Source organism: Nonomuraea sp. NPDC050786, from assembly GCF_040654115.1.
Classification (GTDB): domain Bacteria; phylum Actinomycetota; class Actinomycetes; order Streptosporangiales; family Streptosporangiaceae; genus Nonomuraea.
Window position 1 is genome coordinate 80,148 of the sequence record NZ_JBFAHJ010000033.1, and the last position, 22,822, is coordinate 102,969.

General features: G+C 71.3%; 25 protein-coding genes and 1 pseudogene. 10 read left to right on the forward strand and 16 right to left on the reverse strand.

All coding sequences use genetic code 11. From position 1 onward, the window contains the following. Positions 1–20 precede the first annotated feature (20 nt). A complete protein-coding gene (locus AB0H84_RS42490) occupies positions 21–764 on the forward strand; it encodes an MBL fold metallo-hydrolase (RefSeq protein WP_357617651.1) in 744 nt (247 codons plus the stop codon). Between the two features lie 33 nt (positions 765–797). On the opposite strand, the gene AB0H84_RS42495 is transcribed toward AB0H84_RS42490, so the two are convergent. Next, positions 798–1,319: an NUDIX domain-containing protein gene (locus AB0H84_RS42495; RefSeq protein ID WP_357617653.1), complete on the reverse strand. Its 522-nt coding sequence runs from the start codon at positions 1,317–1,319 to the stop codon at positions 798–800. Positions 1,320–1,341: 22 nt separating this feature from the next. Beyond that, positions 1,342–1,701: an ArsR family transcriptional regulator gene (locus AB0H84_RS42500; protein ID WP_357617655.1), complete on the reverse strand. Its 360-nt coding sequence runs from the start codon at positions 1,699–1,701 to the stop codon at positions 1,342–1,344. Between the two features lie 33 nt (positions 1,702–1,734). Between AB0H84_RS42500 and AB0H84_RS42505 the strand changes: the two genes are divergently transcribed. Next, positions 1,735–2,622 carry a TIGR03620 family F420-dependent LLM class oxidoreductase gene (locus AB0H84_RS42505; protein ID WP_357617657.1) on the forward strand — a complete coding sequence of 296 codons (888 nt, stop codon included), beginning with the start codon at positions 1,735–1,737 and terminating at the stop codon, positions 2,620–2,622. Between the two features lie 38 nt (positions 2,623–2,660). Here the strand turns inward: AB0H84_RS42505 and AB0H84_RS42510 are convergent, their stop codons facing one another. After that, positions 2,661–3,293: a DUF47 family protein gene (locus AB0H84_RS42510; RefSeq protein ID WP_357617659.1), complete on the reverse strand. Its 633-nt coding sequence runs from the start codon at positions 3,291–3,293 to the stop codon at positions 2,661–2,663. A gap of 48 nt (positions 3,294–3,341) precedes the next feature. Next, positions 3,342–4,292: an inorganic phosphate transporter gene (locus tag AB0H84_RS42515; protein WP_357617661.1), complete on the reverse strand. Its 951-nt coding sequence runs from the start codon at positions 4,290–4,292 to the stop codon at positions 3,342–3,344. A 209-nt stretch (positions 4,293–4,501) separates the two neighbouring features. Between AB0H84_RS42515 and purU the strand changes: the two genes are divergently transcribed. Next, complete coding sequence (purU, locus tag AB0H84_RS42520) at positions 4,502–5,356, forward strand: formyltetrahydrofolate deformylase (RefSeq protein WP_357617663.1); 855 nt, start codon at positions 4,502–4,504, stop codon at positions 5,354–5,356. Between the two features lie 63 nt (positions 5,357–5,419). On the opposite strand, the pseudogene AB0H84_RS42525 reads toward purU, so the two are convergent. Then, positions 5,420–5,752, reverse strand: a pseudogene (locus AB0H84_RS42525) (zinc-binding dehydrogenase); the annotation flags it as partial. A gap of 13 nt (positions 5,753–5,765) precedes the next feature. Here AB0H84_RS42525 and AB0H84_RS42530 point away from each other — a divergent pair. After that, positions 5,766–5,894: a hypothetical protein gene (locus tag AB0H84_RS42530; protein ID WP_357617665.1), complete on the forward strand. Its 129-nt coding sequence runs from the start codon at positions 5,766–5,768 to the stop codon at positions 5,892–5,894. A gap of 13 nt (positions 5,895–5,907) precedes the next feature. Here the strand turns inward: AB0H84_RS42530 and AB0H84_RS42535 are convergent, their stop codons facing one another. Genes AB0H84_RS42535 through AB0H84_RS42545 form a run of 3 tightly spaced genes read right to left on the reverse strand, consistent with a single transcriptional unit; the run spans position 5,908 to position 9,120 of the window. After that, the gene (locus AB0H84_RS42535) at positions 5,908–6,255 is read right to left on the reverse strand and encodes a VOC family protein (protein ID WP_357617667.1); all 348 of its coding nucleotides are present in this window, start codon (positions 6,253–6,255) and stop codon (positions 5,908–5,910) included. 5 nt (positions 6,256–6,260) lie between these two features. Beyond that, entirely contained in the window at positions 6,261–7,052 is a 792-nt protein-coding gene (locus tag AB0H84_RS42540; RefSeq protein ID WP_357617669.1) for an AraC family transcriptional regulator, read from the reverse strand. Positions 7,053–7,062: 10 nt separating this feature from the next. Next, positions 7,063–9,120, reverse strand: coding sequence for a prolyl oligopeptidase family serine peptidase (locus tag AB0H84_RS42545; protein ID WP_357617671.1), 2,058 nt, complete (start codon positions 9,118–9,120; stop codon positions 7,063–7,065). Positions 9,121–9,401: 281 nt separating this feature from the next. Here AB0H84_RS42545 and AB0H84_RS42550 point away from each other — a divergent pair, with 281 nt between their 5' ends. The 3 genes from AB0H84_RS42550 to AB0H84_RS42560 are packed head-to-tail and all read left to right on the forward strand — an operon-like array spanning position 9,402 to position 10,959. Further along, positions 9,402–9,908, forward strand: coding sequence for an HNH endonuclease (locus AB0H84_RS42550; protein ID WP_344992955.1), 507 nt, complete (start codon positions 9,402–9,404; stop codon positions 9,906–9,908). A gap of 46 nt (positions 9,909–9,954) precedes the next feature. Beyond that, a complete protein-coding gene (locus tag AB0H84_RS42555) occupies positions 9,955–10,752 on the forward strand; it encodes a GNAT family N-acetyltransferase (protein ID WP_357617673.1) in 798 nt (265 codons plus the stop codon). 3 nt (positions 10,753–10,755) lie between these two features. Further along, on the forward strand, positions 10,756–10,959 hold the full coding sequence (locus tag AB0H84_RS42560; protein ID WP_357617674.1) for a zinc ribbon domain-containing protein: 204 nt from the start codon (positions 10,756–10,758) through the stop codon (positions 10,957–10,959). On the opposite strand, the gene AB0H84_RS42565 is transcribed toward AB0H84_RS42560, so the two are convergent. From AB0H84_RS42565 to AB0H84_RS42580, 4 genes are all read right to left on the reverse strand, one after another. Further along, entirely contained in the window at positions 10,956–11,828 is an 873-nt protein-coding gene (locus AB0H84_RS42565; RefSeq protein WP_357617676.1) for a serine hydrolase, read from the reverse strand. The genes AB0H84_RS42560 and AB0H84_RS42565 overlap by 4 nt on opposite strands. Before the next feature lie 66 nt (positions 11,829–11,894). Further along, entirely contained in the window at positions 11,895–12,389 is a 495-nt protein-coding gene (locus AB0H84_RS42570) for a WYL domain-containing protein (protein ID WP_357617678.1), read from the reverse strand. A gap of 85 nt (positions 12,390–12,474) precedes the next feature. Then, positions 12,475–14,313, reverse strand: a complete 1,839-nt coding sequence (gene ilvD, locus AB0H84_RS42575; protein WP_357617680.1) for a dihydroxy-acid dehydratase — start codon at positions 14,311–14,313, stop codon at positions 12,475–12,477. Between the two features lie 115 nt (positions 14,314–14,428). Then, a complete protein-coding gene (locus AB0H84_RS42580) occupies positions 14,429–15,211 on the reverse strand; it encodes a thioesterase family protein (protein WP_357617681.1) in 783 nt (260 codons plus the stop codon). A 94-nt stretch (positions 15,212–15,305) separates the two neighbouring features. Here AB0H84_RS42580 and AB0H84_RS42585 point away from each other — a divergent pair, with 94 nt between their 5' ends. Then, positions 15,306–16,004, forward strand: coding sequence for a TetR/AcrR family transcriptional regulator (locus tag AB0H84_RS42585; RefSeq protein ID WP_357617683.1), 699 nt, complete (start codon positions 15,306–15,308; stop codon positions 16,002–16,004). Here AB0H84_RS42585 and AB0H84_RS42590 read toward each other — a convergent pair. Further along, positions 16,001–16,825, reverse strand: coding sequence for a nuclease-related domain-containing protein (locus AB0H84_RS42590; protein WP_357617685.1), 825 nt, complete (start codon positions 16,823–16,825; stop codon positions 16,001–16,003). The two genes, AB0H84_RS42585 and AB0H84_RS42590, sit on opposite strands and share 4 nt — an antisense overlap. Positions 16,826–17,030: 205 nt before the next feature. Between AB0H84_RS42590 and AB0H84_RS42595 the strand changes: the two genes are divergently transcribed. Continuing rightward, positions 17,031–17,321 carry a hypothetical protein gene (locus tag AB0H84_RS42595; RefSeq protein ID WP_357617687.1) on the forward strand — a complete coding sequence of 97 codons (291 nt, stop codon included), beginning with the start codon at positions 17,031–17,033 and terminating at the stop codon, positions 17,319–17,321. A 7-nt stretch (positions 17,322–17,328) separates the two neighbouring features. Continuing rightward, positions 17,329–17,691 carry a DUF5130 family protein gene (locus AB0H84_RS42600; RefSeq protein WP_357617689.1) on the forward strand — a complete coding sequence of 121 codons (363 nt, stop codon included), beginning with the start codon at positions 17,329–17,331 and terminating at the stop codon, positions 17,689–17,691. A 169-nt stretch (positions 17,692–17,860) separates the two neighbouring features. On the opposite strand, the gene AB0H84_RS42605 is transcribed toward AB0H84_RS42600, so the two are convergent. The 3 genes from AB0H84_RS42605 to pepN form a co-directional block, all read right to left on the reverse strand. Continuing rightward, positions 17,861–18,811: a hypothetical protein gene (locus AB0H84_RS42605; protein WP_357617691.1), complete on the reverse strand. Its 951-nt coding sequence runs from the start codon at positions 18,809–18,811 to the stop codon at positions 17,861–17,863. Between the two features lie 47 nt (positions 18,812–18,858). Beyond that, complete coding sequence (locus AB0H84_RS42610) at positions 18,859–20,136, reverse strand: protein kinase (protein WP_357617693.1); 1,278 nt, start codon at positions 20,134–20,136, stop codon at positions 18,859–18,861. Between the two features lie 105 nt (positions 20,137–20,241). After that, positions 20,242–22,806 (reverse strand): aminopeptidase N, encoded by a 2,565-nt coding sequence (pepN, locus tag AB0H84_RS42615; protein WP_357617695.1) that lies wholly within the window; start codon positions 22,804–22,806, stop codon positions 20,242–20,244. Between the last annotated feature and the right edge of the window lie 16 nt (positions 22,807–22,822).

The window sequence follows — 22,822 nt, forward strand, 5'->3', positions numbered from 1 at the left end:
TCTATGCAAGGGGTTTTATCGTGATATTTACTGTTTTGGGCGGATGTGGGGCTTGGCCCGCGGCCGGGCAGGCCTGCAGCGGATACGTGGTGGAGGCGGAGGGGTTCCGCGTCTTCATCGACCCCGGCTACGCCACTCTGCCGCGGCTGCTCGAACGCATGCGGGCCGACCAGGTGGACGCGGTGCTGGTCACCCATGGCCACCCCGACCACTGCGCCGACCTGAACCCCCTGCTGCGCGCCCGCGCGCTCGCGGACGTCCCGGCTCCGGCGCTGCCGGTGTACGCCCCGCCCGGCGCGCTGGATGCCGTGCTGGCGCTGGACAAGCGGCGCATGCTTGCGGGCAGCTTCGTGGCGCACGACTTGAGCGCCGGCGTGCCGTACGAGATCGGCCCTTTCCGGCTGGACGCCTTCGACCTGCCGCACCACGTGCCCAACGCCGGCCTGCGGCTGAGCGCGGGAGACCGCGTGGTCGCCTACACCGGTGACACGGGGCCGTCCCCCGCGCTGGTGGCGCTGGCGGAGGGGGCGGATCTGCTGGTGGCCGAGGCGACCTATCCGGAACGGGTGCCGGAGGAGGACGCGCCGTATCTGTCCAGCGCGCTGGACGCGGGACGTACCGCGTCGTCGGCGGGCGTGGCCCGCCTGCTGCTCACCCACCTGTGGCCCGACACGCCGCCCGAGCCCGCGCTGGCGGCGGCGGCGAAGTCCTACGACGGCGACCTGTCCGTCGCCACGGCGGGGACCACGGTGCGCCTGGGCTGAACGGCGTCGATCCGTCCGCCGCCCCGTCGAGGGCTACGGCGCGCCTGGGCCGAACGACATCGATGTGTCCGTCGCCTCGGCGGGGGCTACGGTGCGGCTGGGCTGATCCGTCGTGAGTTTCTCGATCACCTCGGCCAGCTCGGGCGGGTCGACCCCGTCGGGCAGCTCCTCGGCCCATGCGTGACCGCGGTAGGTCTGGCGCTCCTCGTCGGTGAGCTGTTTCGGAGCCACCTCCGGCCGGGCCTCGTCGAACGTGGCCAGGAAGAACGGCTCGGTCTTCACGTATCGCACCTCGAGCCAGGTGAAGTCGCGCGCCACCTCGACGAACCGCTCCTGCACCGCCGATCCCGGCAGCCCGGTCTCCTCGGTCAGCTCCCGCCTGGCCGCCTCCAGCGCCGTCTCGCCGGGGTCGATGCCCCCGCCGGGCGGCTCCCAGACGTGCGTGCGGCTGACCGTGTCGTACCAGTGCAGCAGCAGCACCCTGCCGTCGCGATCGAGGCAGACGACCCGAGCGGCGGGACGGTCGCTGCTGCCTGCTGTCTCTGCGGCGCTCACCGCACAGACGCTACACGGCGTCTCAGCCGTCAGACTGCTCTTCGTCCAGGACGAGCGCGAGCAGCCCGGGGAACCGGTCGTCGAACTCGCCGCGGCGGAGGCGGTTGAGCCGCCGGGCGCCCTCGTCGCGCTGTTCGAGCAGCCCCACGTTGCGTAACACCGAGAAGTGGTGGCTGAGCGTGGACTTGGCCACGGGCAGGTGGGCGAACGTGCCGCAGGCCCGCGCCCAGTCGGGGACGCCCGCCAGCTCCCGCACGATGCGGCGGCGGATCGGATCGCCCAGCGCGTCGAGGGCCTCCTGCAGCGAGACCTCGAGCGGGGACGTGTGCGTCAGACTGCGTGTCCTGTTCGACGGCGGTCGAACACCGGTGTAGTGTTCCATCTCGATCGAACATCGTACTCGAGGGGAGCGGCCGTGGACATCGGGCGCGTCGGAGTGTGGCATCCCATGATCAGCAAGGCCCCCGCCGAGGAGGCGCGGCGCGCGGCGGCCCGGGTCGAGGAGCTGGGCTACGGCTCGCTCTGGGTCAACGAGGGTGTCGGCAGCAAGGAGCCGCTCGCCACGTCCGCGCTGCTCCTGGCGGCCACCGAGCGCCTCCCGGTCGGCACCGGCATCGCCAACCTCTGGGCCCGCGACGCCACGGCGATGGAGGCAGGGCGGGTCGCGCTGGCCGACGCCTTTCCCGACCGCTTCCTGCTGGGCATCGGGGTCAGCCACGGCGCCCTCGTCGCCGGCCGCGGCCACGACTACGCCAAGCCTCTGACCGCGATGCGCTCCTACTTGGCGGCCATGGACGAGGCCGGCCAGACCCTGCCCACACCCGCGTCCCCGGCCCCCAGGCTCCTCGCCGCGCTGCGGCCCAAGATGCTGGAGCTCTCCAGAGACCAGGCCGACGGCGCCCACACCTACTTCGTCCCACCGGAGCACACCTCCCAGGCGCGTCAGATCCTCGGGCCCGACCGCCTGCTGATCCCCGAGCAGGCCGTCGTCCTGGAGTCCGACCCGGCCCGCGCCCGCGAGATCGCCCGCGCCCACCTGGCCTTCTACCTGAAGCTGCCCAACTACCTCAACAACCTGCGCACGCTGGGTTTCACGGACGACGACTTCGCCGACGGAGGCAGCAACCGCCTGGCGGACACCATCGTGGCCTGGGGCGACGCGGGCGCCATCGCCAAGCGCGTCCAGGCCCACCTCGACGCGGGCGCCGACCACGTGGCCATCCAGCCGCTCTCCCCGGACGCCCCCGACCTCGCTGATGCCCTGAGACAACTGACCGACCTGGCGGGGCCTCTGGGTCTTTAGCGCCGTTCGGGTCACGCCGCGCACGCCGCTCGAATCCGTCACCGTTTCATCGCGCCGTCGGCGATGGCGTCCGCGGCGTTGCCGATGGCCACCCCGACGATTTCCAGGCGGCGTACCAGCTCCCGCTCCTTCATGGCATCAGCCGTCAGCTCCTCCGAGAAGATGCGGGAGATCTCGTACTGGTACATCCGCCGGATGGCCCCGCCGGCCTTCTTCGCCTCCAGGGCGTCGCGGACCACGACGGACGGGCGGGAGGCGAGGTCGCGGACGGAGCTCTCCAGGGCCTCGATGCCGACGATGACCTGATCGAGCAGGGGAGTGAAGCGGATCTGGTCAGGGACCCGATACAGGTGCGATTCGCGGACGAAGTCCCGCAGGGAGTCCAGCACGTCGTCGATCGCTCGCGACAAGCGGAACAGGTCCTCGCGGTCGATGGGCGTGACCACGGCGGTCTTGAGCTCCTCGATGAGGCGGGCGCGTTCCTCGTCGCCGAGGTGCTCGATGGCGCGCATCTGCTCGTGCGCCCCTGTCCTGCCGACCTCGCCGCCGATCATGGCCATCGCCAGCCAGGCGCCCTCCTTGGTGGCCTTGAGCTGGCCGAGCAGGGCCTCCGTGAGGGCGCTGTCCATGCGGCCGGTCAAGAGGTCGCGGATCCGCCGCAGCCGCTTCACCGCCCGGCCCCCGTCGAAGAGCGAAGGAGCTTCACGTTCGCCGTCCCTTCATGAGACCCCCATGCTCGCGAACCCCTGCACGAGCACCGCGAGCGCCCAGCCCAGCAGCGCGCTCGCCGGCAGCGTCAGGCACCAGGCGATGACGATCTTGACTGTGGCGTACCAGCGGACCCTGCCGCTGCCCTGTGCCACACCAGCGCCGATGAGCCCACCGGCGATGGCCTGGCTCATGCTCACAGGCATACCCACGGTCGCGCACGCGATCACCGTCACACCGGCGGACAGCTCGGCCGCCACTCCGTGCGGGGGCCGGGAGGCGATGAGCTCGCGGCCGAGCGAGCGGCCCGCCTTGGGGAGCCCGTACAGGGTGCCGAGCGCGAAGAGGGCGGCCGCCAGCGACGTGTACGGCAGCGGCGCGTCCGAGAAGCCGAAGGCGACCATGAAGACGGCCAGCATCTTCTGCCCGTCGTTGGTCGCGTACGCGACGGTCTGCAAAAGGAACCCCGCCTGGTGCCAGCGCCACAGCCCGTGGGCCGAGGTGGTCACCAGGAGCACCCGGATGAGCACCCAGGCCAGCGCCCCGCCCACCAGGGGCGCCGCCACCCCGAACACCAGCACCATCAGCACCGACCTGGGCGAGACCGGCAGCCCCCAGCCCAGCCCGGCGCCGGTGAGCCCGCCCACGATGGCCAGCGTGAGGCTGGTCGGGCGGCCCTTCGCGCTCAGCCAGGCCACCACCGCCAGCGACGAGATCACCGCGATGGTCATCGCCGTCGCCCCGCCGGGGGCGTGGAACGAGGCCAGCCTCGTCACGAACGTCACCGCCACCTGGTGCGTGACCAGCGGGGCGGTCGCGACGAGCAGCACGAGCACGAGGACGCCGGTGGCCGGGCGGATCGTGGGCAGCTTGAGCCCGGTGGCGAGGAGCGCGCCCCCGTCGTTGATCCCGGACACGACGGCGAAGAGGCCAGCGACCACGATCAGTACGACGGCACCCAAAGAGACGCGCTCCATCCCCCCTCATGGCGGAAGGGCCGGGCCGCCCCTCCGCCAACCCGTGATGCTCGATAACTACCCGGGATCGGGTCGATGATGGACGGTCAGCCGCGAAGCTCCGTCGGGTACTCTCTGTGATGGCCGCGCGCCCGGTACGTCGTCACGACCGGTCAAGCGGCGGCCGACGACCCCGACCCCGCGAGAGTGACCGCATGACCAGCTCCGCTGAATACATCCTGACCCTGTCCTGCCCCGACCGGCCCGGTGTGGTGGCCGCCGTCTCCGGCCTGCTCGCCGGCAGAGGGTGCAACATCATCGAGAGCCAGCAGTTCGGGGACCGGGTCGCGCAGCGCTTCTTCATGCGCGTGCAGTTCGCGGGGCCGCTCGGCGAGGACGAGCTCAACGGCGCCTTCGCCGCGCTCGCACCGGACTTCGCCATGGAGTTCAAGCTCCGCGACGTGGCCAGGAAGCCGCGGGTGCTGATCATGGTCAGCAAGTTCGACCACTGCCTGAACGACCTGCTCTACCGGGTCAGGTCCAAGGCTCTGGACATCGAGATCGTCGCGGTCGTCTCCAACCACCCCGACCTGCGCCCGCTCACGCAGTCGTACGGGATCGACTACCACCACCTTCCGGTCACGCCGCAGACCAAGCCCAAGCAGGAGGCCGAGGTGCTGGCCCTGGTGGAGCACTACCAGGTGGACCTCGTGGTGCTGGCCCGCTACATGCAGGTGCTGTCGCAGGAGCTCTGCGAGAAGCTGGCCGGGCGGGCGATCAACATCCACCACTCGTTCCTGCCGTCGTTCAAGGGCGCCAAGCCGTACCACCAGGCCCACAACCGCGGCGTCAAGCTGATCGGCGCCACGGCCCACTACGTGACCTCTGACCTCGACGAGGGGCCGATCATCGAGCAGGAGGTGGCCAGGGTCAACCACAGCCACTCTCCCGAGGACCTGGCGGCGATCGGGCGCGACGTGGAGTGCGTGACCCTGGCCAGGGCGGTCAAGTGGCACGCCGAGCAGCGGGTGCTGCTCGACGGGCACAAGACGATCGTCTTCCCGCGCTGACGCGCACACGCCCGCTCCGGGCGGGATCGCCGACGACGCGCCTTCCGCCGTGACCAGCAGCTTTCCTCTCACGTGCGTGTGTTCCAGGTCCCTGTACGCCCGCACCGCCTCCGCCAGCGGATAGCGGCGGGTGACGGTGGAGGGCAGGACGCCTTTCAGGGCGAGGGTGGCCACCTCCTCCAGGTCGCCGGGACGGGCGTTGGTGTAGACGGTCTCGAAGCCGGTCGCCGGGTCGGGGGCGGGGAAGGCGATGTTCAGCAGGCGGCCTCCCGGACGTACGACCCGGGCCACGGCAGGCAGGGCCGACCCCGGGAGGGCCAGGTTGACCAGGGCGTCGACGCCGCCGGGGTGGCGGCTGAGGGTCTCGGCGGCGACGTCGGCCGAGCGGTAGTCGATCGTCGTCCAGGCGGTGGCCCCGCTCGGTGACGCGGCCCCAGAGCTCTGGAGGCGCTATCTGGGCCTGGTCTTCGACGGTCTGCGCCCCGAGGCCGCCCGCCCGCTGCCCGTCCCCGCCCCGCGCTCCCTGGCTCCGAGCTGACGCCCCGTGCGGGTCAGGGCCGGTACGTCCCGAAGAACCAGGGGTTGCCCTCGGGGTCCTTGCACGCGTACTCACGTGACCCGTAGGGCTGATCGACGAGCTCCATGGTGATCGCGGCCCCCGCGGCCCTGACGCGATCATGATGGGCGTCGATGTCCTCGACCGCGACGTAGATCCCGGGCCCACCGGGCCTCCCTTGTCCGATCATGATCAGATCGTCCCCGACCAGCAGCTCCGCGTGCTTGACCACGCCTTCGTCGTCCTTGGACACCTCATGCACCCGGAACCCGAAGGCGCCGGTCAGGAAGTCGACTGCGGCCTGGCAGTCCTGGTAGCGGGCCAGCGCGTAAACAGTTCGCATGAGCCTCAGCATGCCGGGCCGGCAGCGCGGGATCTTGGACGAATGTGACCTGGCGTCGTGTCGCCCAGCACCCGGAACTCACGGTTCATGTGCGACTGGTCGTAGAAGCCGCACTCCGCCGCGACCGACGCGATGTCCCGGCCCGATTCCAGCAGCCGCAGAGCCCGGCCGAACCTGATCACCCGCGCCGCCGCCTTGGGCGGCAGCCCGACCTCGTCGTGGAACCGGGCGACGAGATGCCGGCGACTCCAGCCGAGCGACTCCGCCAGCGACGCCACGCTCAGCCGGCCGCCCGACTCCAGCAGCCGCGCCCACGCCCACGGCACCTCGGGCCGTACGGAGGGCGCGGCCGAGATCCGCGCGCAGAGCAAGGAGTCGACCAGCGCCAGCCGCTCCCGCCACGACGGCGTCGAGGCCAGCCGGTCCAGCGCCGTGCCGGCCCACGGCCCCAGCAGGTCGTCGAGCGGCAGCACGAGGTTCGTCAGGTGCCGCATCGGCACGCCGTACAGCCTCCTGGCCCCGAACGGGGTGAGCACCACCTCCACGCCCTCGCTGAGCCCCACCGTGCGCGTGACCGTGAAGCGGTCGCCGAGCCCGCCGGTGAACGACGTGACCCACCGCCCGTCCGCCTCCATCGGCGCGCCGAACGCGAGGATGAGCACGGCCCCCGGCATCGCCGTCTGCGAGCGGACGACGGGGGCCGCGTAATGCTCGCGGTACGCGCACAGCCGCGTCACGTAGGGCCGCAGCGCAGCGCTGGGGGTGGCCTCGACCATGGCCAGCCCCAGCTCGCTCATGCCGCCGAGATTACAGCCCCGTGTGCCGCGCGAGGAAGGAGAGCGTGTCGGCCGACAGGTCGACCATCCTGCTCACCGACCGCGCGCCGTGCCCGACCTCGGTCTCGTTGCGCAGCAGCACCGGGCGGTCACCCGCCGAGGCGTGCTGCAGCGCCGCGCACATCTTCCACGCGTGCAGCGGGTGCACGCGCGTGTCGGACTGGAAGACGGTGAAGAGCGTCGCAGGGTACGACACCGCCTCCTTGACGTGGTGGTAGGGCGAGTAGGCCAGCAGCCAGCCGAACTGCTCGGGGTCCTCGGCGGTGCCGTACTCGACGTTCCAGGTGGCGCCGAGGCCGAACTTCTCATATCTGACCATGTCGAGCAGCGGCGCCGAGCAGACGACGGCCGCGTACAGCTCGGGACGCTGCGTCAGCGCGGCGCCCACCAGCAGGCCGCCGTTGGAGCCGCCGGAGATGCCGAGCTGCTCGGGCGTGGTCACGCCAGTGGCGATGAGGTGCTCGGCGGCGGCGTGGAAGTCGTCGAACACGTTCTGCTTGTTGCCGAGCATGCCCGCCCGGTGCCATTCCTCGCCCTCCTCGCCGCCGCCGCGCAGGTTGGCGATGGCGTAGACGCCGCCGGCCTCGACCCAGGCCAGGACGGAGGCGGAGTAGCCGGGGGTCTGGGACAGGCCGAAGCCGCCGTAGCCGTACAGGATGGTCGGACGCGGACCCGGGGTGTCGTCGGCGGGGGAGATGACCAGCATGCGGACGTCGGTGCCGTCCTTGGACCGGTAGACGACCTGCGAGGCGCGCACGGGGGGGACCTCGACCGCGCCCGGGGAGGCCGCCCAGAGCGTGGTCTCGCCGGTCCTGGCGTCGTAGCGCTGGACGGTGGGTGGCGTGGTGTTGTCGGTGTAGCCGAACCACGCCTCGTAGCCGCCCTCGGGGCGCTCGGTGATGCTGCCGATGGAGCCGAGCCCCGGCGTGGGCACCTCGCCGACGCGCTCGCCGGTCTGCAGGTCGTGAACGGTGATCTCGCTGATCGCGTGGCGGGTCCAGCCCACCAGCATGACCGGGCGCTCCAGGTCGTCGAGGATCGCGAAGTCGTTCAGCACCGCCTCGGGATCCTCGGGGATCAGGTCGTGCCAGGTCTCGAAGCCGGGCGTCGTCGGGTCGGTGACGCACACGCGGCCCCTGGGCGCGTCGCGGTCGGTGTGGACGTAGAGCCGGCCGTCGCGGCCGAACACCAGCCCCACCTGCGCGTCCACGCCTTCCTGGACGACCCGCAGCTCGGGCCGGTCGATCGGGGACGCGGTCAGGTCGGCCACCCAGATGTCGTTGCGCGGCGCGGTGCCCTCGTGCGCCGAGATCTGCAGCCAGCGCCCGTCACGCGAGACGGAGACGCCGTAGTAGTTGGTCATCTTCAGGCCCTCGCCGAAGATCATCACGTCGTCCTCGGTGGAGGTGCCGACGCGGTGCAGGTAGACCCGGCGGTGGAACTGCGTCTCGTTCTCCGGCACCTCGGTGCTGGGCAGCCTGCGTACGTAGTAGAAGGCCTCCCCGCCGGGCAGCCAGGCGACGGGGGAGTAGCGGCAGCGGTCGATCGGCCCCTCGATCCGCGTGCCGGTCGCGACGTCGATCACGTAGAGGATCGACTCCTCGTCGCCGCCTACCGAGATCTGATACGCCAGCAGCCGCCCCTCCTTGTCGGGCTGCACGGCGTCGAGCGTGGTCAGACCCGACGGGTCGATGGCCATCGGGTCGATCAGCGCGCGCTCGGTGCCGTCAGGCTCGACGACGTAGTAGACGGCGTGCTCCTGGTCGGGCGTGCGGCGGGAGAAGAACTGGCGCCCGCCGCGCCAGGCGGGCGCGCCCACCGAGCCGGACCTGAGCAGCTCGGCGATGCGGCTCTTGAACCGCTGCTCCCCGCGCTGCCGGCTGAACAGCTCGGCCTGCGCGAGCAGCCATCCCTTCGTCTCTGGACTGTCTGGATCCTCGAGCCATCGATATGGATCGGGCACGGGCGTGCCGTGCAGGATGTCGACGGTGTCTTCGCGGCGTGCGGTCGGGTACGGCTCCAGCTTCATGCTCGGAACCCTACTGCCAAAGGACATGCGTAAAGCGCTGGTGAAGCGGGCATAAAACGTATCGCGTGTCCCTCTGGTCCATTCCGGCTAGAGGTTTTTGGGGTGGCGGGGACCACGCTGCAGACGCCAGACTTGGTGACAGGACGGTGCCGTGGTGACCATCCGCTGGACCGTCCGGCGGAGGTCCACGTGACGGAAGCAGTAGTGCCCCAGGAGGGGCCGACAGCCGGGACATGCCGCGGCATGTCCCCTTTGATACGCGCCCAGCAGGGGGCCCGATGATGCGCCAGGTCCTGCTGCTCAATGCCACCTACGAGCCCCTGACCACCCTCTCGCTGCACCGCGCCGTGGTGCTCGTGCTGCGGGAGAAGGCCGACGTCGTCCACCGCGACGGCAGGGGAGCGGTGCTGCGCTCCGCGAGCCGCACGCTCGACGTCCCCTCGGTGATCAGGCTCCGGAGATATGTCCGCATTCCCTACCGGTCCCGCATCCCCCTGACCAGGGCCGCCCTCATGCGGCGCGACGACTACCGCTGCGCCTACTGCGGGCAGCGGGCCGAGACCATCGACCACGTCATCCCGCGGTCCAGGGGCGGCACCCACACCTGGGAGAACTGCGTCGCCTCCTGCACCACCTGCAACCACAGGAAGGCCGACAAGTACCTGGAGGAGCTGGGGTGGACGCTCCGCTTCGACCCGTCGGTGCCCAGGGGCGCCCACTGGAGGCTCATCGGCGCCTCGCTCGCCGGGGACCCCCAATGGGCGCCTTACCTCGAGGCCGCTGCCTGAAAACTGTTTTGTCCTTGAGGGCCGCTGCCTGACACCATGAGCAGGCATGTGGACCTTAACCTCGGACGTTGAGGAGTACGCCGCGGTCGCCGAGCCTTTCCTGCTCGGCGACCCGGTGCGTAACACGGTCGCGCTCACCGTGCTGGCCGGCCTGCGGGCCGGCATGCCCGTCAAGGATCCCCGGTTCGGCTGGTGGACCGTCGACGGCGAGCTGCGGGGCGCGTTCTTCCACACGCCACCGCATCCCGTCGGGCTCGCGGACATGCCCGTCGAGGCCGTCGCGCCGCTCATCGAGGCGCTCGGCGGCACGCTCCCGGCCGTGGTGGGCCGGGTCGAGCTGACGGCGGAGGCCGAGCGGCTGCTGGGCGCGCCCCAGCGGGTGGTCCCGGAGCGCCTCTACCGCCTGGGCACGCTCTCCGTGCCCGACGTGCCGGGCCACGGCAGGCTCGCCGTGCCGGCCGACTTCCCGCTGGTGGTGAGCTGGTATCACGCGTTCGGCGACGAGGCGGGCATGCCCGACGCCGACGTGGCCGACCGGGTGGCGCGGCGGCTGGCCGGCCGCGAGCTGTTCGTCTGGGAGGCGGGCGGGGCGCCGGTCTCGCTGGCCGGGCTCTCCCCGGCGGCCGGCGGGGTCTGCCGCATCGGCCCGGTCTACACGCCGCCTTCGTGCCGCAGGAACGGCTACGGCTCCGCGATCACGGCGCACGCCAGCGCGGTCGGCCTGGCGGAGCACTGCGACGAGGTGGTGCTCTTCACCGATCTCAACAACCCCACCAGCAACGCGATCTACCAGTCGATCGGCTACGAGCCCGTGTCCGACTACGCGCACCTGACCTATTCTTAGTTCATGCCGCGTTACGACTTCCGCTGCCGCGCCTGCGGCTCCACGTTCGAGGTCTCCCGTCCCATGTCGGCCTCCAACGACCCGGCGACCTGCCCCGAGGGGCACGACGACACGGTGAAGCTGCTCTCCACGGTCTCGATGACGGGCGGCGCGGCCGCGCCCAAGGCGAGCGGCGGCTGCTGCGGCGGAGGGTGCTGCGCCTCCTAGAACACCTTGGAGGCGCTGACGGTCTCCTCGGACCCCGTCAGCGCGTCCACGGCCAGCCGGGCGAGCCGTTCGACCGTGGCGATTCCCGTCTCCATGGTCGGGCTGCGCTCCGAGAGCACCGCGATGAGCAGTTCGTGCCCGCGTACGTCCAGGCGGCCCACGCTGTTGATCGTCCACAGCCCGCCGTGCGCGTCGGCGGGCAGCCACCCGTTCTTCAGCGCCACCTCGCCCCCGGCCGCGCTGACCCCCCATGCCTGCGCCGGCTGCACGGACGACATGAGCTTCAGCGCGTAGCGCCGGTCGGGGGCCGGCAGCGGGCCCTCCGGGTCGGTGAGCTGCTCCAGCACCTTCACCTGGTCGGACGGGCGGCTGAGGGTCGTTCCCCAGTAGAGGCTCGGTCCCGGCTCCGTGTGCTCGATGCCGAGCCGGCGCAGGACCTTGGCGAACCCGTCCCGGCCGCCGATGGTCATGTAGAGCTCTCCCGCGCAGTCGTTGTCGCTGTCACGGATCATCCGGGAGGCCAGGTCGCGCTCGTAGTCGCTCAGCTCGCCGCGCTTGGTGAGGAGGAACGCCAGCAGGATGTCCACCTTCATCACGCTGGCCAGCATGAACGGCGTGCGCTCGCGGAAGGCGTACCTGATGCCCGTCGTCCGGTCGTAGACGGCCAGCGCCGCGCGGCCGGGACGGTCACGCAGGTAGCGATCCAGGCTCTGGTCGAGAGCGCGCCGCGCGGCAACGGGCAGCACGCTCTCGACGACGACCGCGACCGGCGGCCGGACGGGAGCGACCGGGGGCGGTACGGCGATCGACGGGGCGGCACAGCCGGCCACGGCCAGCAGGACAGAGAGCCAGAGCGTCCGAACACGCATGTGCGGGAGCCTGCCACTCACCATCCCAAAGGCCGGGGGCGCGGCCGGTAAAGCGAAGGCCAGTTCCTACGCGGCCCTGGGGCGCTTTCTGCGCTGGAACGGGAGGAACCGGTCAGCCAGGTGCGGGCGGGACGGCGTGAGCGTGGGCTCGACCGCGATGATCCGATCGAACCTGAACGCCCTGATCGCCCGGCGCATCCTGCACACGCCGACCAGATACCAGTATTCGCGGTGGACCAGGCACGTCACCGGCTCGACGTCGCGCGTGGTGACGGTGCCCGAGGCGTCGCGGTAGTGCAGGCGGATCATGAGGCGGCTGGTGATGGCGTCGGCCATGAGCCTGGCCCTGGAGGCGACCTCCACGGGCAGCGGCTCGGTCAGGGTCGTGAGTGTGGTGGCGATGACGTCGTCGTCGAGCTCCAGGTGCTCGAACGCGTGCTGCAGGCCACGCCGTGCGGTGACGGCCTGGGGGCCCGCTCCGAGGTGAGCGAGGGAGAGGGCGAGGGCGGCGATCTCGGCGGTCGTCAGCGGGCGAGTATCGTGCTTCACGACTGTCGTCATACCCCAAGAATAGGGATGAGGACCGACATTTTTCGAAAGCCTGTGCGGCAGGTGACAACCTTATGCCCTGCCGCACAGGCCATACTCACTTCGACAACTGGGACAGATCGCGCGAGGCGCCCGTGGACGCGGACGTCGTCATCGCCGCGTACGCCTGTAGCGCCACGCTCACCGGCCGGTTGCGGTCGCGCGGCCGGTATCCGCCGAGGTCCGCCAGGAGCCGCTCGCGCCGCGCGACCAGCTCGGCCTCGGGCACCCGCAGCTCCATCGACCGGTTGGGGATGTCGATGTCGATGATGTCGCCATCCTCGACCAGCGCGATCGTGCCGCCCTCGGCCGCCTCGGGGGAGGCGTGGCCGATCGACAGGCCGGAGGTGCCGCCGGAGAAGCGGCCGTCGGTCACCAGCGCGCAGGCCTTGCCGAGCCCCTTGCCCTTCAGGAAGGACGTCGGGTAGAGCATCTCCTGCATGCCGGGGCCGCCCTTGGGGCCCTCGTAGCGGATGACCACCACGTCGCCCTCCTTGACGCGCCCGCCGAGGATGCCTTCGACCGCGTCGTCCTGCGACTCGAACACCACCGCGGGCCCGCTGAACTTCCAGATCGACTCGTCCACACCGGCCGTCTTCACCACCGCGCCGTCACGCGAGATGTTGCCGTAGAGGACGGCCAGGCCGCCGTCCGCGGTGTAGGCGTGCTCGCGGTCGCGGATGCATCCGGCCGTGCGGTCGAGGTCGAGGTCGTCCCAGCGGTTGTCCTGCGAGTACGCCTTCACCGTGCGGACGTTGCCGGGAGCCGCGTGCCACAGCTCGACGGCCTCGGGCAGCACCGTCGGCGACTTCACGTCCCAGGAGGCCACCATGTCGGCCAGCGTGCCGCCGTTCACGGTGGACACGTCGCGGTGCAGCAGCCCGGCCCGGTCGAGCTCGCCCAGGATGGCGGGGATGCCGCCGGCGCGGTGGACGTCCTCGATGTGGTACTTGGCCGTGGCCGGAGCGACCTTGCAGATGCACGGGACGCGCCGCGAGATCTCGTTGATCTCCTTGAGCCCGAAGTCCACCCCGGCCTCGCGGGCGGCGGCCAGGATGTGCAGGATCGTGTTGGTCGAGCCGCCCATCGCGACGTCGAGCGTCATGGCGTTCTCGAACGCGTCGCGGGTGGCGATCGAGCGCGGCAGCACCGACTCGTCGCCGTCCTCGTAGTAGCGGCGGGTGATCTCGACGAGCTGCCGCCCGGCGTCCTCGAACAGCTTCTTGCGCGCCTTGTGCGTGGCCAGGATCGTGCCGTTGCCCGGCAGCGCGAGCCCGATGGCCTCGGCCAGGCAGTTCATGGAGTTGGCGGTGAACATGCCGGAGCAGGAGCCGCAGGTCGGGCAGGCGCTCTCCTCCAGCTCCAGCAGCTCGGCGTCCGAGACGGAGTCGTCGGCGGAGGCGATCATCGGGTCGATCAGGTCGAGCTTCTTGCCGGGCGTCTTGCCGGCCTCCATGGGGCCGCCCGAGACGAAGATCGTCGGGATGTTCAGCCGGAACGCGGCCAGCAGCATGCCCGGGGTGATCTTGTCACAGTTGGACACGCAGATCAGCGCGTCGGCGCAGTGGGCGTTGACCATGTACTCCACGGCGTCGGCGATCAGCTCGCGCGACGGCAGCGAGTAGAGCATGCCGCCGTGGCCCATCGCGATGCCGTCGTCCACGGCGATCGTGTTGAACTCCCGCGGGATCGCCCCGGCCTCCCTGATCGCCGCGGAGACCACGTCACCGACATCCCTGAGATGCACATGACCCGGCACGAACTGGGTGAAGCTGTTGGCCACCGCGATGATCGGCTTGCCGAAGTCGCTCCCGGCTACGCCGGTCGCCCGGAGCAGGGCCCGGGCACCGGCCATGTTCCTGCCGTGGGTGACTGTACGTGACCTGAGGGCGGGCATTGCGCATCTCCCATCGCTAGCGAGTCTTCACATGTTACGGCCACCTGCCCGGCGACTGAGACACGTGTCCACACATCGGACGGTCGGTTATCGGATCGAGCCCGGAGGAGCGTGGCTAAGCGGGGAGCCGTACGGCGGCGAGCTGGGTCGACTGGGCCACCAGACGCCCCTTGTCGTCCCAGATCTGGGCCGCCTCGTCCATCCTGTCGCCCCCGACGTCCGTGGCCGACAGCCGCACCCTGATCGGCCCGGGGGCGGGCAGCCTGCGGATGTACGCCGACAACTGGATCGTCGGCACCCACCCCGACAGCCCCAGGTCGAACGAGACGGGCGGGACCGGGTCGAGCGCCACCAGCAGGCTCAGCGGGTCCCAGTCCGAGCCGTCGGCCAGCCGCTGCCAGCTCGCGATGACGCCGCGCCTGGTGGGGGCGCCGAACGCGAAGGACAGGTGCTCGGGAACGACGCGCTCCTCGATCACGGACATCAACGGCACCGTGAGATCCGTGCCCGGGGGATCGGTCGGGGCCAGGAAGCATTCATCCTCGGGAGGCAGGTCGACCGGCTCGTGCGCCGACCACCAGGGGTCCGAGTCGTCCAGCAGGCCGAGCGTGATGTGCGACTCGACGCGCGTCCGGCCGTCCTGCACCAGAGCGGCTCTGACCTGGGCCAGGCTCCTGCCGATCCGCAGCGTCTCCACCCGCGCCAGGGCCTCGCCGGGCTCGGGCGGCTCGATGAAGGCGCCGCTGACCGCCGTGACGTGCGGATGACCCGCGCCCGCCGCGCTCTCGGTCGCGGCCCTGGCGAGCACGGCCAGGAGGTAGCCGCCGTGCAGCCGGGTGCCGACGCTCCACTGGGCGTCCAGCACGGCCCCGAACTCGCCGTCGCCGCGAGCGGTCAATGCGGTCGCTTCCCGAAAATTCCCCATTATTCGTAATCCTCTCCGCGGGAAGTCAGATTGACATCGTTAACCTGACGGCGTCAACCTGAGATCCATGACCACCACCAGACGCGTGCGCGCACGACGCGGAGAGGGAGTGCTGCTGCGGGAGGAGATCCTGCGGGCGGCGGAGGCCCTGCTGGACGAGTCGGGCAGCGAGGACGCGCTCACGCTGCGCGCGGTCGCCATGCGCGCGGGGGTGTCCACGCCCTCGGTCTACCTGCACTTCGCCGACAAGGACGCGCTCGTCGAGGCGGTGTGCATGCGGGTCTGGGGCGAGTTCGGCCGGATGTTCACCGAGAACCTGGGCGGCGACCCGTTCATCGCCCTGGGCAAGTGCGCGCGCGCGTACGCCCGCTTCGCCCTGGACCACCCGGTGCAGTACAGAGTGCTGATGATGCGGGCCTCGACGGGGCCGGGCGTGCCCCCGGCCGCCGCCGAGTGCTTCCGTCACATGGTGAACGCGGTCTCGGCCTGCGTGGAGACACGCGTGCTCGAGGGCGATCCCGAGGAACTCGCGCTGGGCCTCTGGTCGGCCGTGCACGGCTGCGTCTCCCTGCTGATCGCCCAGCCGTCGTTTCCGTGGCCGCGTGACAGGGAGGCGCTCATCGACCACATCGTCCGCATGGCCGGCTTCGGCACCGCGCTCTACTCGCGCCTGCCGCAGCAGCTGCCGCCGAGCGCGGAGCTGGCCGAGGCCCTGGACGACTTCGGCGCCCGGCTGGTGCCGGACGCCGGGGGGTCGGAGATCTAGTCGTCGCCGTAGCGGGCGGGGAGCACCTGGGCGGCGATGTCGTAGATCCGGTCGATCTCGCTGTTGGTCAGCGCCCGCTCCCGCTTGGTGATCCACTTACGGGCGCGGTCGCCCTGGTAGACGTCCACGCCGCGGATGGTCATGATCTTCCACGGCACCGGGGGGCCGTAGATGGCGAGCGAGGGCACGACCGCCACCTCGCGGCCGAACGACTTGGTGATCAGCTCGCTGGCCTGCGACGCCTCCCACTTGGCCTCGGTGAGGCGGGCCTTCTTGTCGAAGGGGCCGTGGAAGAGCTTCTTGCCCATCTGCACGCGTACGGGCAGCCGCTTGTCCCACTTCTCGGAGTCGACCGCGTACACACCGGTCGGGCCGACCACGAGATGGTCGATCTGGGCCTCGCTGTTGGGGATCGCCCTGGCGTGGAGCGTGCGGTAGCCGCTGCGCTCGAGCTTGCGCAGCTGTGCCTCCGTGCGGCGCTCCGCCACGGACGTGCGCCGCCAGGCGGGCACGGACGAGTGCGAACGCGCGCGATAGACCGCCTCCAGGATGGCCGCGACCACGCCGGCGGTCACGCCCACCCGCCAGTCGCCCACGAGGAAGCCCACCACCACGGCGACGGCGATCGCCAGCAGCGCGCGGTTGCGCAGGCGGCGAAAGCTCGGTTGTTGCAGCAGGTTACGTACGGACGCCCGTTCGACGGGCGCGTACGTGGAGGTGGGCGCCGAAGGCTGCGCGGCGGTCTGCTCGCTCTCAGGCCGGTCGCTCACCCAGATCGGTGACGCGTTGTGACCGTCTTCTCGCTGGTTGTCGGAGTCCACGTAACTCACCGTAGCTCGGAGATCGGAAAGATTCCTAGTGTTGCCCTGTCCATAGTTTTATGGCCCAGCTCATCGTGTTCCACGCGCGTTATGCGGGTATGTTCTACATTCTTCTCTAGAGAAGCCGTCTCACTTTTGATCTTACCTGGTGGACACTCCCAGGGTGGGGCTGGCCCGGCGCGCGCATCGGGATTACGTTCGTTGTGTGCACAGCGCGGGCGAGATTCTGCTCTTCCTCATCGGGGTTTCGTTGGGGCTGTTCCTGTTGATCAGCCTGCTGGTCATGCTGCCGGGGCGCGGCACCCGGCGCCGGTCCGAGTCGGGCCCGGTGTGGCTGGGCGGCCCGTCCAGGAGCGAGCGCGGCGTGAGCACCTCGGGCCTGGTGCTCGCCGACCGGACGGCGCACTGGGCGGACGTCCCCGAGCACGACTGGGTGGCCGCCGCCGAGACGGCCGAGCCCGGCAGACACGTCGGCGGGGCCTCCGCCGGATGGTGAGGTGACGATGCGAGGACTGAGCGTCGCCCAGGCCGACGACGTCAGACGGGCCCTGCACGCCGCCGAACGGCGCAGCGGGCTCCGGTTCGGCGTGTTCCTCGGAGAGCCGGTGGGCTCGCGCCGCCACTTCGCCGAACGCCTGCACGCCGCACTGGGCGAGGAGGCCGACGGCGCCGTGGTGATCTTCGTGGACCTGCGCGGCCGCGCCCTGGAGATCGTGACGGGGGAGCGGGCCAGGAGGCGGCTGCCGGACGGGGCCTGCCGGTTGACGGCGATGTCGATGGCCACGGCGTTCAGCGTGGGCGACCTGGTGGGCGGCCTCCTGTACGGCATCGCCGCCCTCGCCGAACAGGCCACCGCCCGCCACTGACCCCCACGGCGCGCGTTACTGCCGCCGCGCGCTGCTCGTGACGCCCGCGCCCGTGACGGCGTTGCTGTCGGGGCGTGCCGTAAGCCCCGCGCGAGGCGGCACCGGGCCCCTTGCTCGCGCATCCCCATGGACGGACGGCGACAGGCGTGGAAGTGCCGGGCGGGGCCGGTCAGGGGCGGTCGAGCAGCTTCACGATGTGCTCGCTGACCCCGCGCAGCAGCGTCGCCGGTTCGATCGGCGCGCCCGCGACGGCCGAGAAGAGCGCGGGCAGCCCAGGCAGCGGGAACCCGTCGTCCTTGAGGGCCGAGGCCCCGACGGCGTTCTTGTCGAGCGCGGCGCGGCTGCGCTCCCAGGCGTCGAGCACCTCCTCCTGCGACGGCACCCCGAACCCGTGCCCCACCGGAGCCGCGTGCCGCAACCGCACGAGCGGGGTGTCGGCGAAGGTGAGAGCCGTGCGGGCGCGGACCTGGAGGTCGGCGCGCGGCACGGGCGGGATCCAGTCCATGGCCGTGCACGGGTTGCGGCAGGTGGCGACGCAGACGGCGAGCGCTCCGGCCACCTGGCTGTGCTGCCGGTCGAAGTACGCGCGCCAGCCCTCGCCCGGCTCCGTCGACACGCGCAGCGTCCGGTTGGTGGCGGACTGCTCGGACTTGGTGTGGTCGCACTCCCGATCGCCGATCACGCCGAAGCGGCTCCCCGGCGCGCTCAGCCCGTCGGGCCAGCGGGCGGGGTCGCCGGCGTGGCCGAGGTGGGGCTCGAAGGCCAGCAGCGGCAGGTATTCGCTGGCGATGTGGACCGCGGCGATCATCGGGCTCAGCTCGCGCCGGTGCCACCGTACGGCGATCACCTCGAGCAGCAGGCCGTACGCGGGCCGCAGCGAGTCGAGCGCCCCGCGGGGCTGCTCGCGCGGCGTCTGCGGCATGTGGCACGCCCGCGCACGCCGCCGCAGGTCGGCCGGGACGCCCTTGGCCTCGGCCGCGAAGTCCTCCGCGTCGAGTGAGAGCAGCCGGTGGCCGAACTCGCACACCTCGGCGACCTCCGCGACCGGCGCGAGCGCTCCGAGGTCGGCGAAGGCGTAGCGGCGGGCAAGGGCGACGAACAGGTCACGAGTCGAGTCCACCCGACGACTCTCTCATGGCCGGCGAGCGGTCCGTTATCCGCCGGATCTCACCCGGGGCACGGGGAACGGATGCACTGGATCTCCCCCGGCGGGCCGCTGACCGTGGGTTCGACGGTCGGGGGCGGCTCCTCGGGGCCGGGCGTCGTCGGCTGCTCGGTCGGCTTGTCGGGCTCCGAGGTGGTCGGCGTGGGGGTGGGCGTCCTGGTCGGGGTCGTGCTCACCGTGGCGCTGGGGCTCGGCACGTGCGTGGCCCGGGTCGGCTTGGACGTGGGGACGCGCCTGGCCGGAGGCGTGGTGACGGGCCGGGCGGCGTTCGACGGCGGCAGCGGGGAGACGGTGGCCACGGTGGAGTCCGCGGGCGACGGCACCTCCTCGCTGGTCGTCGGCTGCGCGGGCCGCAGCCAGACCGAGCCCGCCACGGCCGCCGACACCACCACGGCGGCGGCCATGGTGAGCAGCGCCCGCATCGTGCGGCGGCCGCGCGGCGTGGGCGGCGTCTCCGGAGCGGCCAGCGCCTTGCGCGCGGCCTCCGACATCAGCGTGGCCGTCATCCAGCGCCGGTCGGGTGTCTTCTCCAGCGCCCGCGACACCACCTGACGCGGCCCGGGAGGCACGTCGTCGGGCAGGCGCGGCACGGGGGAGTTGAGGTGCTTGAAGATGATCTGTACGGGCGTGTCGCCCTGGAACGGGAGCTGCCCCGTCAGGCACTCGTACGCCACCACCCCGAGGGCGTAGACGTCGACCGCGGGCGTCACGTCGCTGGCCGTGGCCATCTCCGGAGCGCAGTAGCCGGCCGAGCAGAGCATCGTGCCCGTGGCAGTCAGGTGGCCGGCCGAGACCGAGTGCGCGATGCCGAAGTCGGTGAGCACCACGCTGCCGTCGAGCCTGACCATGAGGTTGGCCGGCTTGACGTCGCGGTGGACGATGCCCTGCGCGTGCGCCGCGGCCAGCGCGTCGCCGACCTCCGCGATCAGCCGCATGGTGGCCGCGGATCCGAGCGGGCCGCGCCGCAGGACGCGGTCGAGCGACTCGCCCTGGATGTACTCCATGACCAGGAAGCTCACCTGGCGGCCCTCGACCTCGCAGACGCCGTAGTCGTAGACGTCCACCACGCCCGGGTGCCGGAGGGTGGCCATGGCACGGGCTTCGTTCTGGAACCGCTGGGTGAACGTCGGGCTCTCGCTCAGCGCGGGCATGAGCACCTTGACCGCCACCGCGCGCCCGAGGACCGTGTCGTCGGCACGCCAAACCTCGCCCATGCCGCCGCCGCCCAGGCGGCCGGCGAGCACGTAGCGATCATTGAGGGTGGTCCCGGCGCCTAGCACGGTATCGAGGCTAACATCGCACCTCAGCTGCCATCGTCAACTCTTTGAACCCTCTCCCGGGCGCGAGGGCCCCCGCCGGTGCCGGGGGCCCGTGAAAGCGGCGCGTCAGGCGGAGGCGGCGTCCTTCTCCCGGTTGCGCAGGGCCCGGCTGACGCCGTCGGCGCCCTCCAGGATGAGCCGCCGCAGAGCCTGCGGCGGCTGCTCGGCCGCCAGGTAGTCCTCGGCCGCCTTCACCGTCTCCGGCTCGATCAGCAGCGCGGGGAAGCACCCCACCGCGAACGTCGACGCCTGGTCGAACGTCCACTCCCGGTAGATGCGCCCCACCTCGGCGAAGTACTTCTCCCGGTACGGCTCCAGCAGCTCGGGGTGGAGCGGGTCCTGGAACCCCGCGATCGTCGTGCGCGCGATGTGGTTGGCCAGCTTGCCGCCCACGACCCGCTCCCAGGCGGCGGCCTTGGCCTCGGCCGTCGGGATCGCGGCCCGGCACAGCGCCGCCGACCGCTCACCCTTCGCCGTAGGGTCCCGCTCCAGCTCGGCGTCGATGTCGGCCTCGCCCAGCCGGCCGCCGGAGACCAGCGCGCCCGTGAGCGTCCAGCGCAGGTCGGCGTCCACGCTGAGCCCCTCGGGGACCTCGGAGCCGTCCAGGATGCGCTGCAGCAGGTCGAGGTCCCCCTCGGAGACGGCCACCGGCGCGAACGCCTGCAGGAACGCGAGCTGCTGGTCGGAGCCGGGAGCGGCCGAGCCGAGCAGCGAGCGCAGCTCCGAGGCCAGCAGCGCCAGGCCCTCGGACTCCCAGGCGGGGTCGGCGTACTGCTGCACGGCCAGGCGCGCCTGGCGCAGCACCGCCTGCAGGACCGTGATGTCCTTGAGCGTGCCGGCGCCCGAGGTGACCAGCTTGACGTAGTCGCGGGTGGCCATCTCGCCGTCGCGGGTCATGTCCCAGGCCGCCGACCAGCACAGGGCCCGCGGCAGCGACTCGGTGAACGCCGTGATGCCGCCGTCGACCAGCGTCCGCATCGACCGCTCGTCGAGGCGGATCTTCGCGTACGTCAGGTCGTCGTCGTTGAGCAGCACCAGGTCCGGCTGCTCCTCGCCGACCAGCTGCGTCACGCTCGTACGGGCGCCGACCACGTCCAGCTCGACCCGCTTGGTCCGCTTCAGCTCGCCGTCCACCAGCGAGTACAGGCCGATCGCGACCCGGTGCGAGCGGAGCGTCGGGTGCTCGGCGGGCGCCTCCTGCAGCACCTCGAAGCTGGTGAACCGGCCGCCGGACACCTCGAACGAGGGGCGCAGCGTGTTCACCCAGGACGTCTCCAGCCACTCCTTCGACCAGGACGACAGGTCGCGACCGGAGGTCCGCTCCAGGGCGTTGAGCAGGTCCTTCAGCTCGGTGTTGCCCCAGGCGTGCTCGGCGAAGTAGTCACGTACGCCGGCCAGGAAGTTGTCCAGCCCGACGTAGGCGACGAGCTGCTTGAGCACCGAGGCGCCCTTGGCGTACGTGATGCCGTCGAAGTTGACCTCGACCGCCTGCATGTCCGGGATGTCCGCGGAGATGGGGTGGGTCGAGGGGAGCTGGTCCTGGCGGTAGGCCCAGGACTTCTCCACGTTCGCGAACGTGGTCCAGGCGCCCTTGCCCCACCTCGTGGCCTCGGCCTGGGCGAGGATGGACATGTAGGTGGCGAACGACTCGTTCAGCCACAGGTCGTCCCACCAGCGCATGGTGACGAGGTCGCCGAACCACATGTGCGCCATCTCGTGCAGGATCGTCTCCGCGCGCCGCTCGACCACCGCGTCGGTGACCCTGGAGCGGAAGACGTAGTCCTCCAGGAACGTGACACAGCCCGCGTTCTCCATGGCGCCGGCGTTGAACTCGGGCACGAAGCACTGGTCGTACTTCCCGAACGGGTAGCGCACCCCGAACACCCGGTGGAAGAAGTCGAATCCCTGCCGGGTGACCTCCAGGATGTTCTCGGGGTCGAGGTGCTCGGCCAGCGAGGCGCGGCAGTAGATCCCCAGCGGGATGCCGTCGTGCTCCGAGGTCACCTTGTGGTACGGCCCGGCCACGAGCGCGGTGATATAGGTGGAGATGACCGCGGTGGGCGGGAACTCCCACCGCCTGGCCGCCGGCACCGTGCCGTGCTTGCCGCTCTGCTCGGGCAGCTCCGCGACCTTGGAGGCGGCGGCGTTGGAGACGACCTCCCAGTCGGCGGGGGCCAGCACGGTGAGCTGGAACGTGGCCTTGAGGTCGGGCTGGTCGAAACAGGCGTACATGCGGTGCGCGTCGGCCGTCTCGAACTGGCTGTGCAGGTAGACCTTCTTGTCCACGGGGTCCACGAAGCGGTGCAGGCCCTCGCCGGTGCGCATGTAGCTGCAGTCGGCGTCCACGCGCAACTCGTTGGACTCGGCCAGCGCGGGGAGCGGGAAGCGCCCCTTGTCGGCGTCGTACGCGGACACGTCGAGGTCCTCGCCGTTGAGCGTGACCTTGCGTACGTTGGCGCCGTGCAGGTCGATGAAGGTGGACGAGCCCGGGTGGCTGCTGGTGAAGCGGACCGTCGTGACGCTCTCGAAGCGCTCGTCTCCCTCCGTCAGGTCGAGTGCCACCTCGTACGACTCGACCTTCAACAGCCGGGCACGCTCACGAGCCTCGTCCCGGGTCAGGTTGCCTGCCAAGTTGCGCTCCTTTTCA

What these genes read in the sequence shown, in the direction of transcription:
- AB0H84_RS42500 (WP_357617655.1), bottom strand. Translation starts at nt 1,701, where the DNA reads ATGGAACACTACACCGGTGTTCGACCGCCGTCGAACAGGACACGCAGT.
- purU (WP_357617663.1), top strand. Translation starts at nt 4,502, where the DNA reads ATGACCAGCTCCGCTGAATACATCCTGACCCTGTCCTGCCCCGACCGG.
- AB0H84_RS42535 (WP_357617667.1), bottom strand. Translation starts at nt 6,255, where the DNA reads ATGCGAACTGTTTACGCGCTGGCCCGCTACCAGGACTGCCAGGCCGCA.
- AB0H84_RS42540 (WP_357617669.1), bottom strand. Translation starts at nt 7,052, where the DNA reads ATGAGCGAGCTGGGGCTGGCCATGGTCGAGGCCACCCCCAGCGCTGCG.
- AB0H84_RS42545 (WP_357617671.1), bottom strand. Translation starts at nt 9,120, where the DNA reads ATGAAGCTGGAGCCGTACCCGACCGCACGCCGCGAAGACACCGTCGAC.
- AB0H84_RS42550 (WP_344992955.1), top strand. Translation starts at nt 9,402, where the DNA reads ATGCGCCAGGTCCTGCTGCTCAATGCCACCTACGAGCCCCTGACCACC.
- AB0H84_RS42555 (WP_357617673.1), top strand. Translation starts at nt 9,955, where the DNA reads ATGTGGACCTTAACCTCGGACGTTGAGGAGTACGCCGCGGTCGCCGAG.
- AB0H84_RS42560 (WP_357617674.1), top strand. Translation starts at nt 10,756, where the DNA reads ATGCCGCGTTACGACTTCCGCTGCCGCGCCTGCGGCTCCACGTTCGAG.
- AB0H84_RS42565 (WP_357617676.1), bottom strand. Translation starts at nt 11,828, where the DNA reads ATGCGTGTTCGGACGCTCTGGCTCTCTGTCCTGCTGGCCGTGGCCGGC.
- AB0H84_RS42570 (WP_357617678.1), bottom strand. Translation starts at nt 12,389, where the DNA reads ATGACGACAGTCGTGAAGCACGATACTCGCCCGCTGACGACCGCCGAG.
- ilvD (WP_357617680.1), bottom strand. Translation starts at nt 14,313, where the DNA reads ATGCCCGCCCTCAGGTCACGTACAGTCACCCACGGCAGGAACATGGCC.
- AB0H84_RS42585 (WP_357617683.1), top strand. Translation starts at nt 15,306, where the DNA reads ATGACCACCACCAGACGCGTGCGCGCACGACGCGGAGAGGGAGTGCTG.
- AB0H84_RS42600 (WP_357617689.1), top strand. Translation starts at nt 17,329, where the DNA reads ATGCGAGGACTGAGCGTCGCCCAGGCCGACGACGTCAGACGGGCCCTG.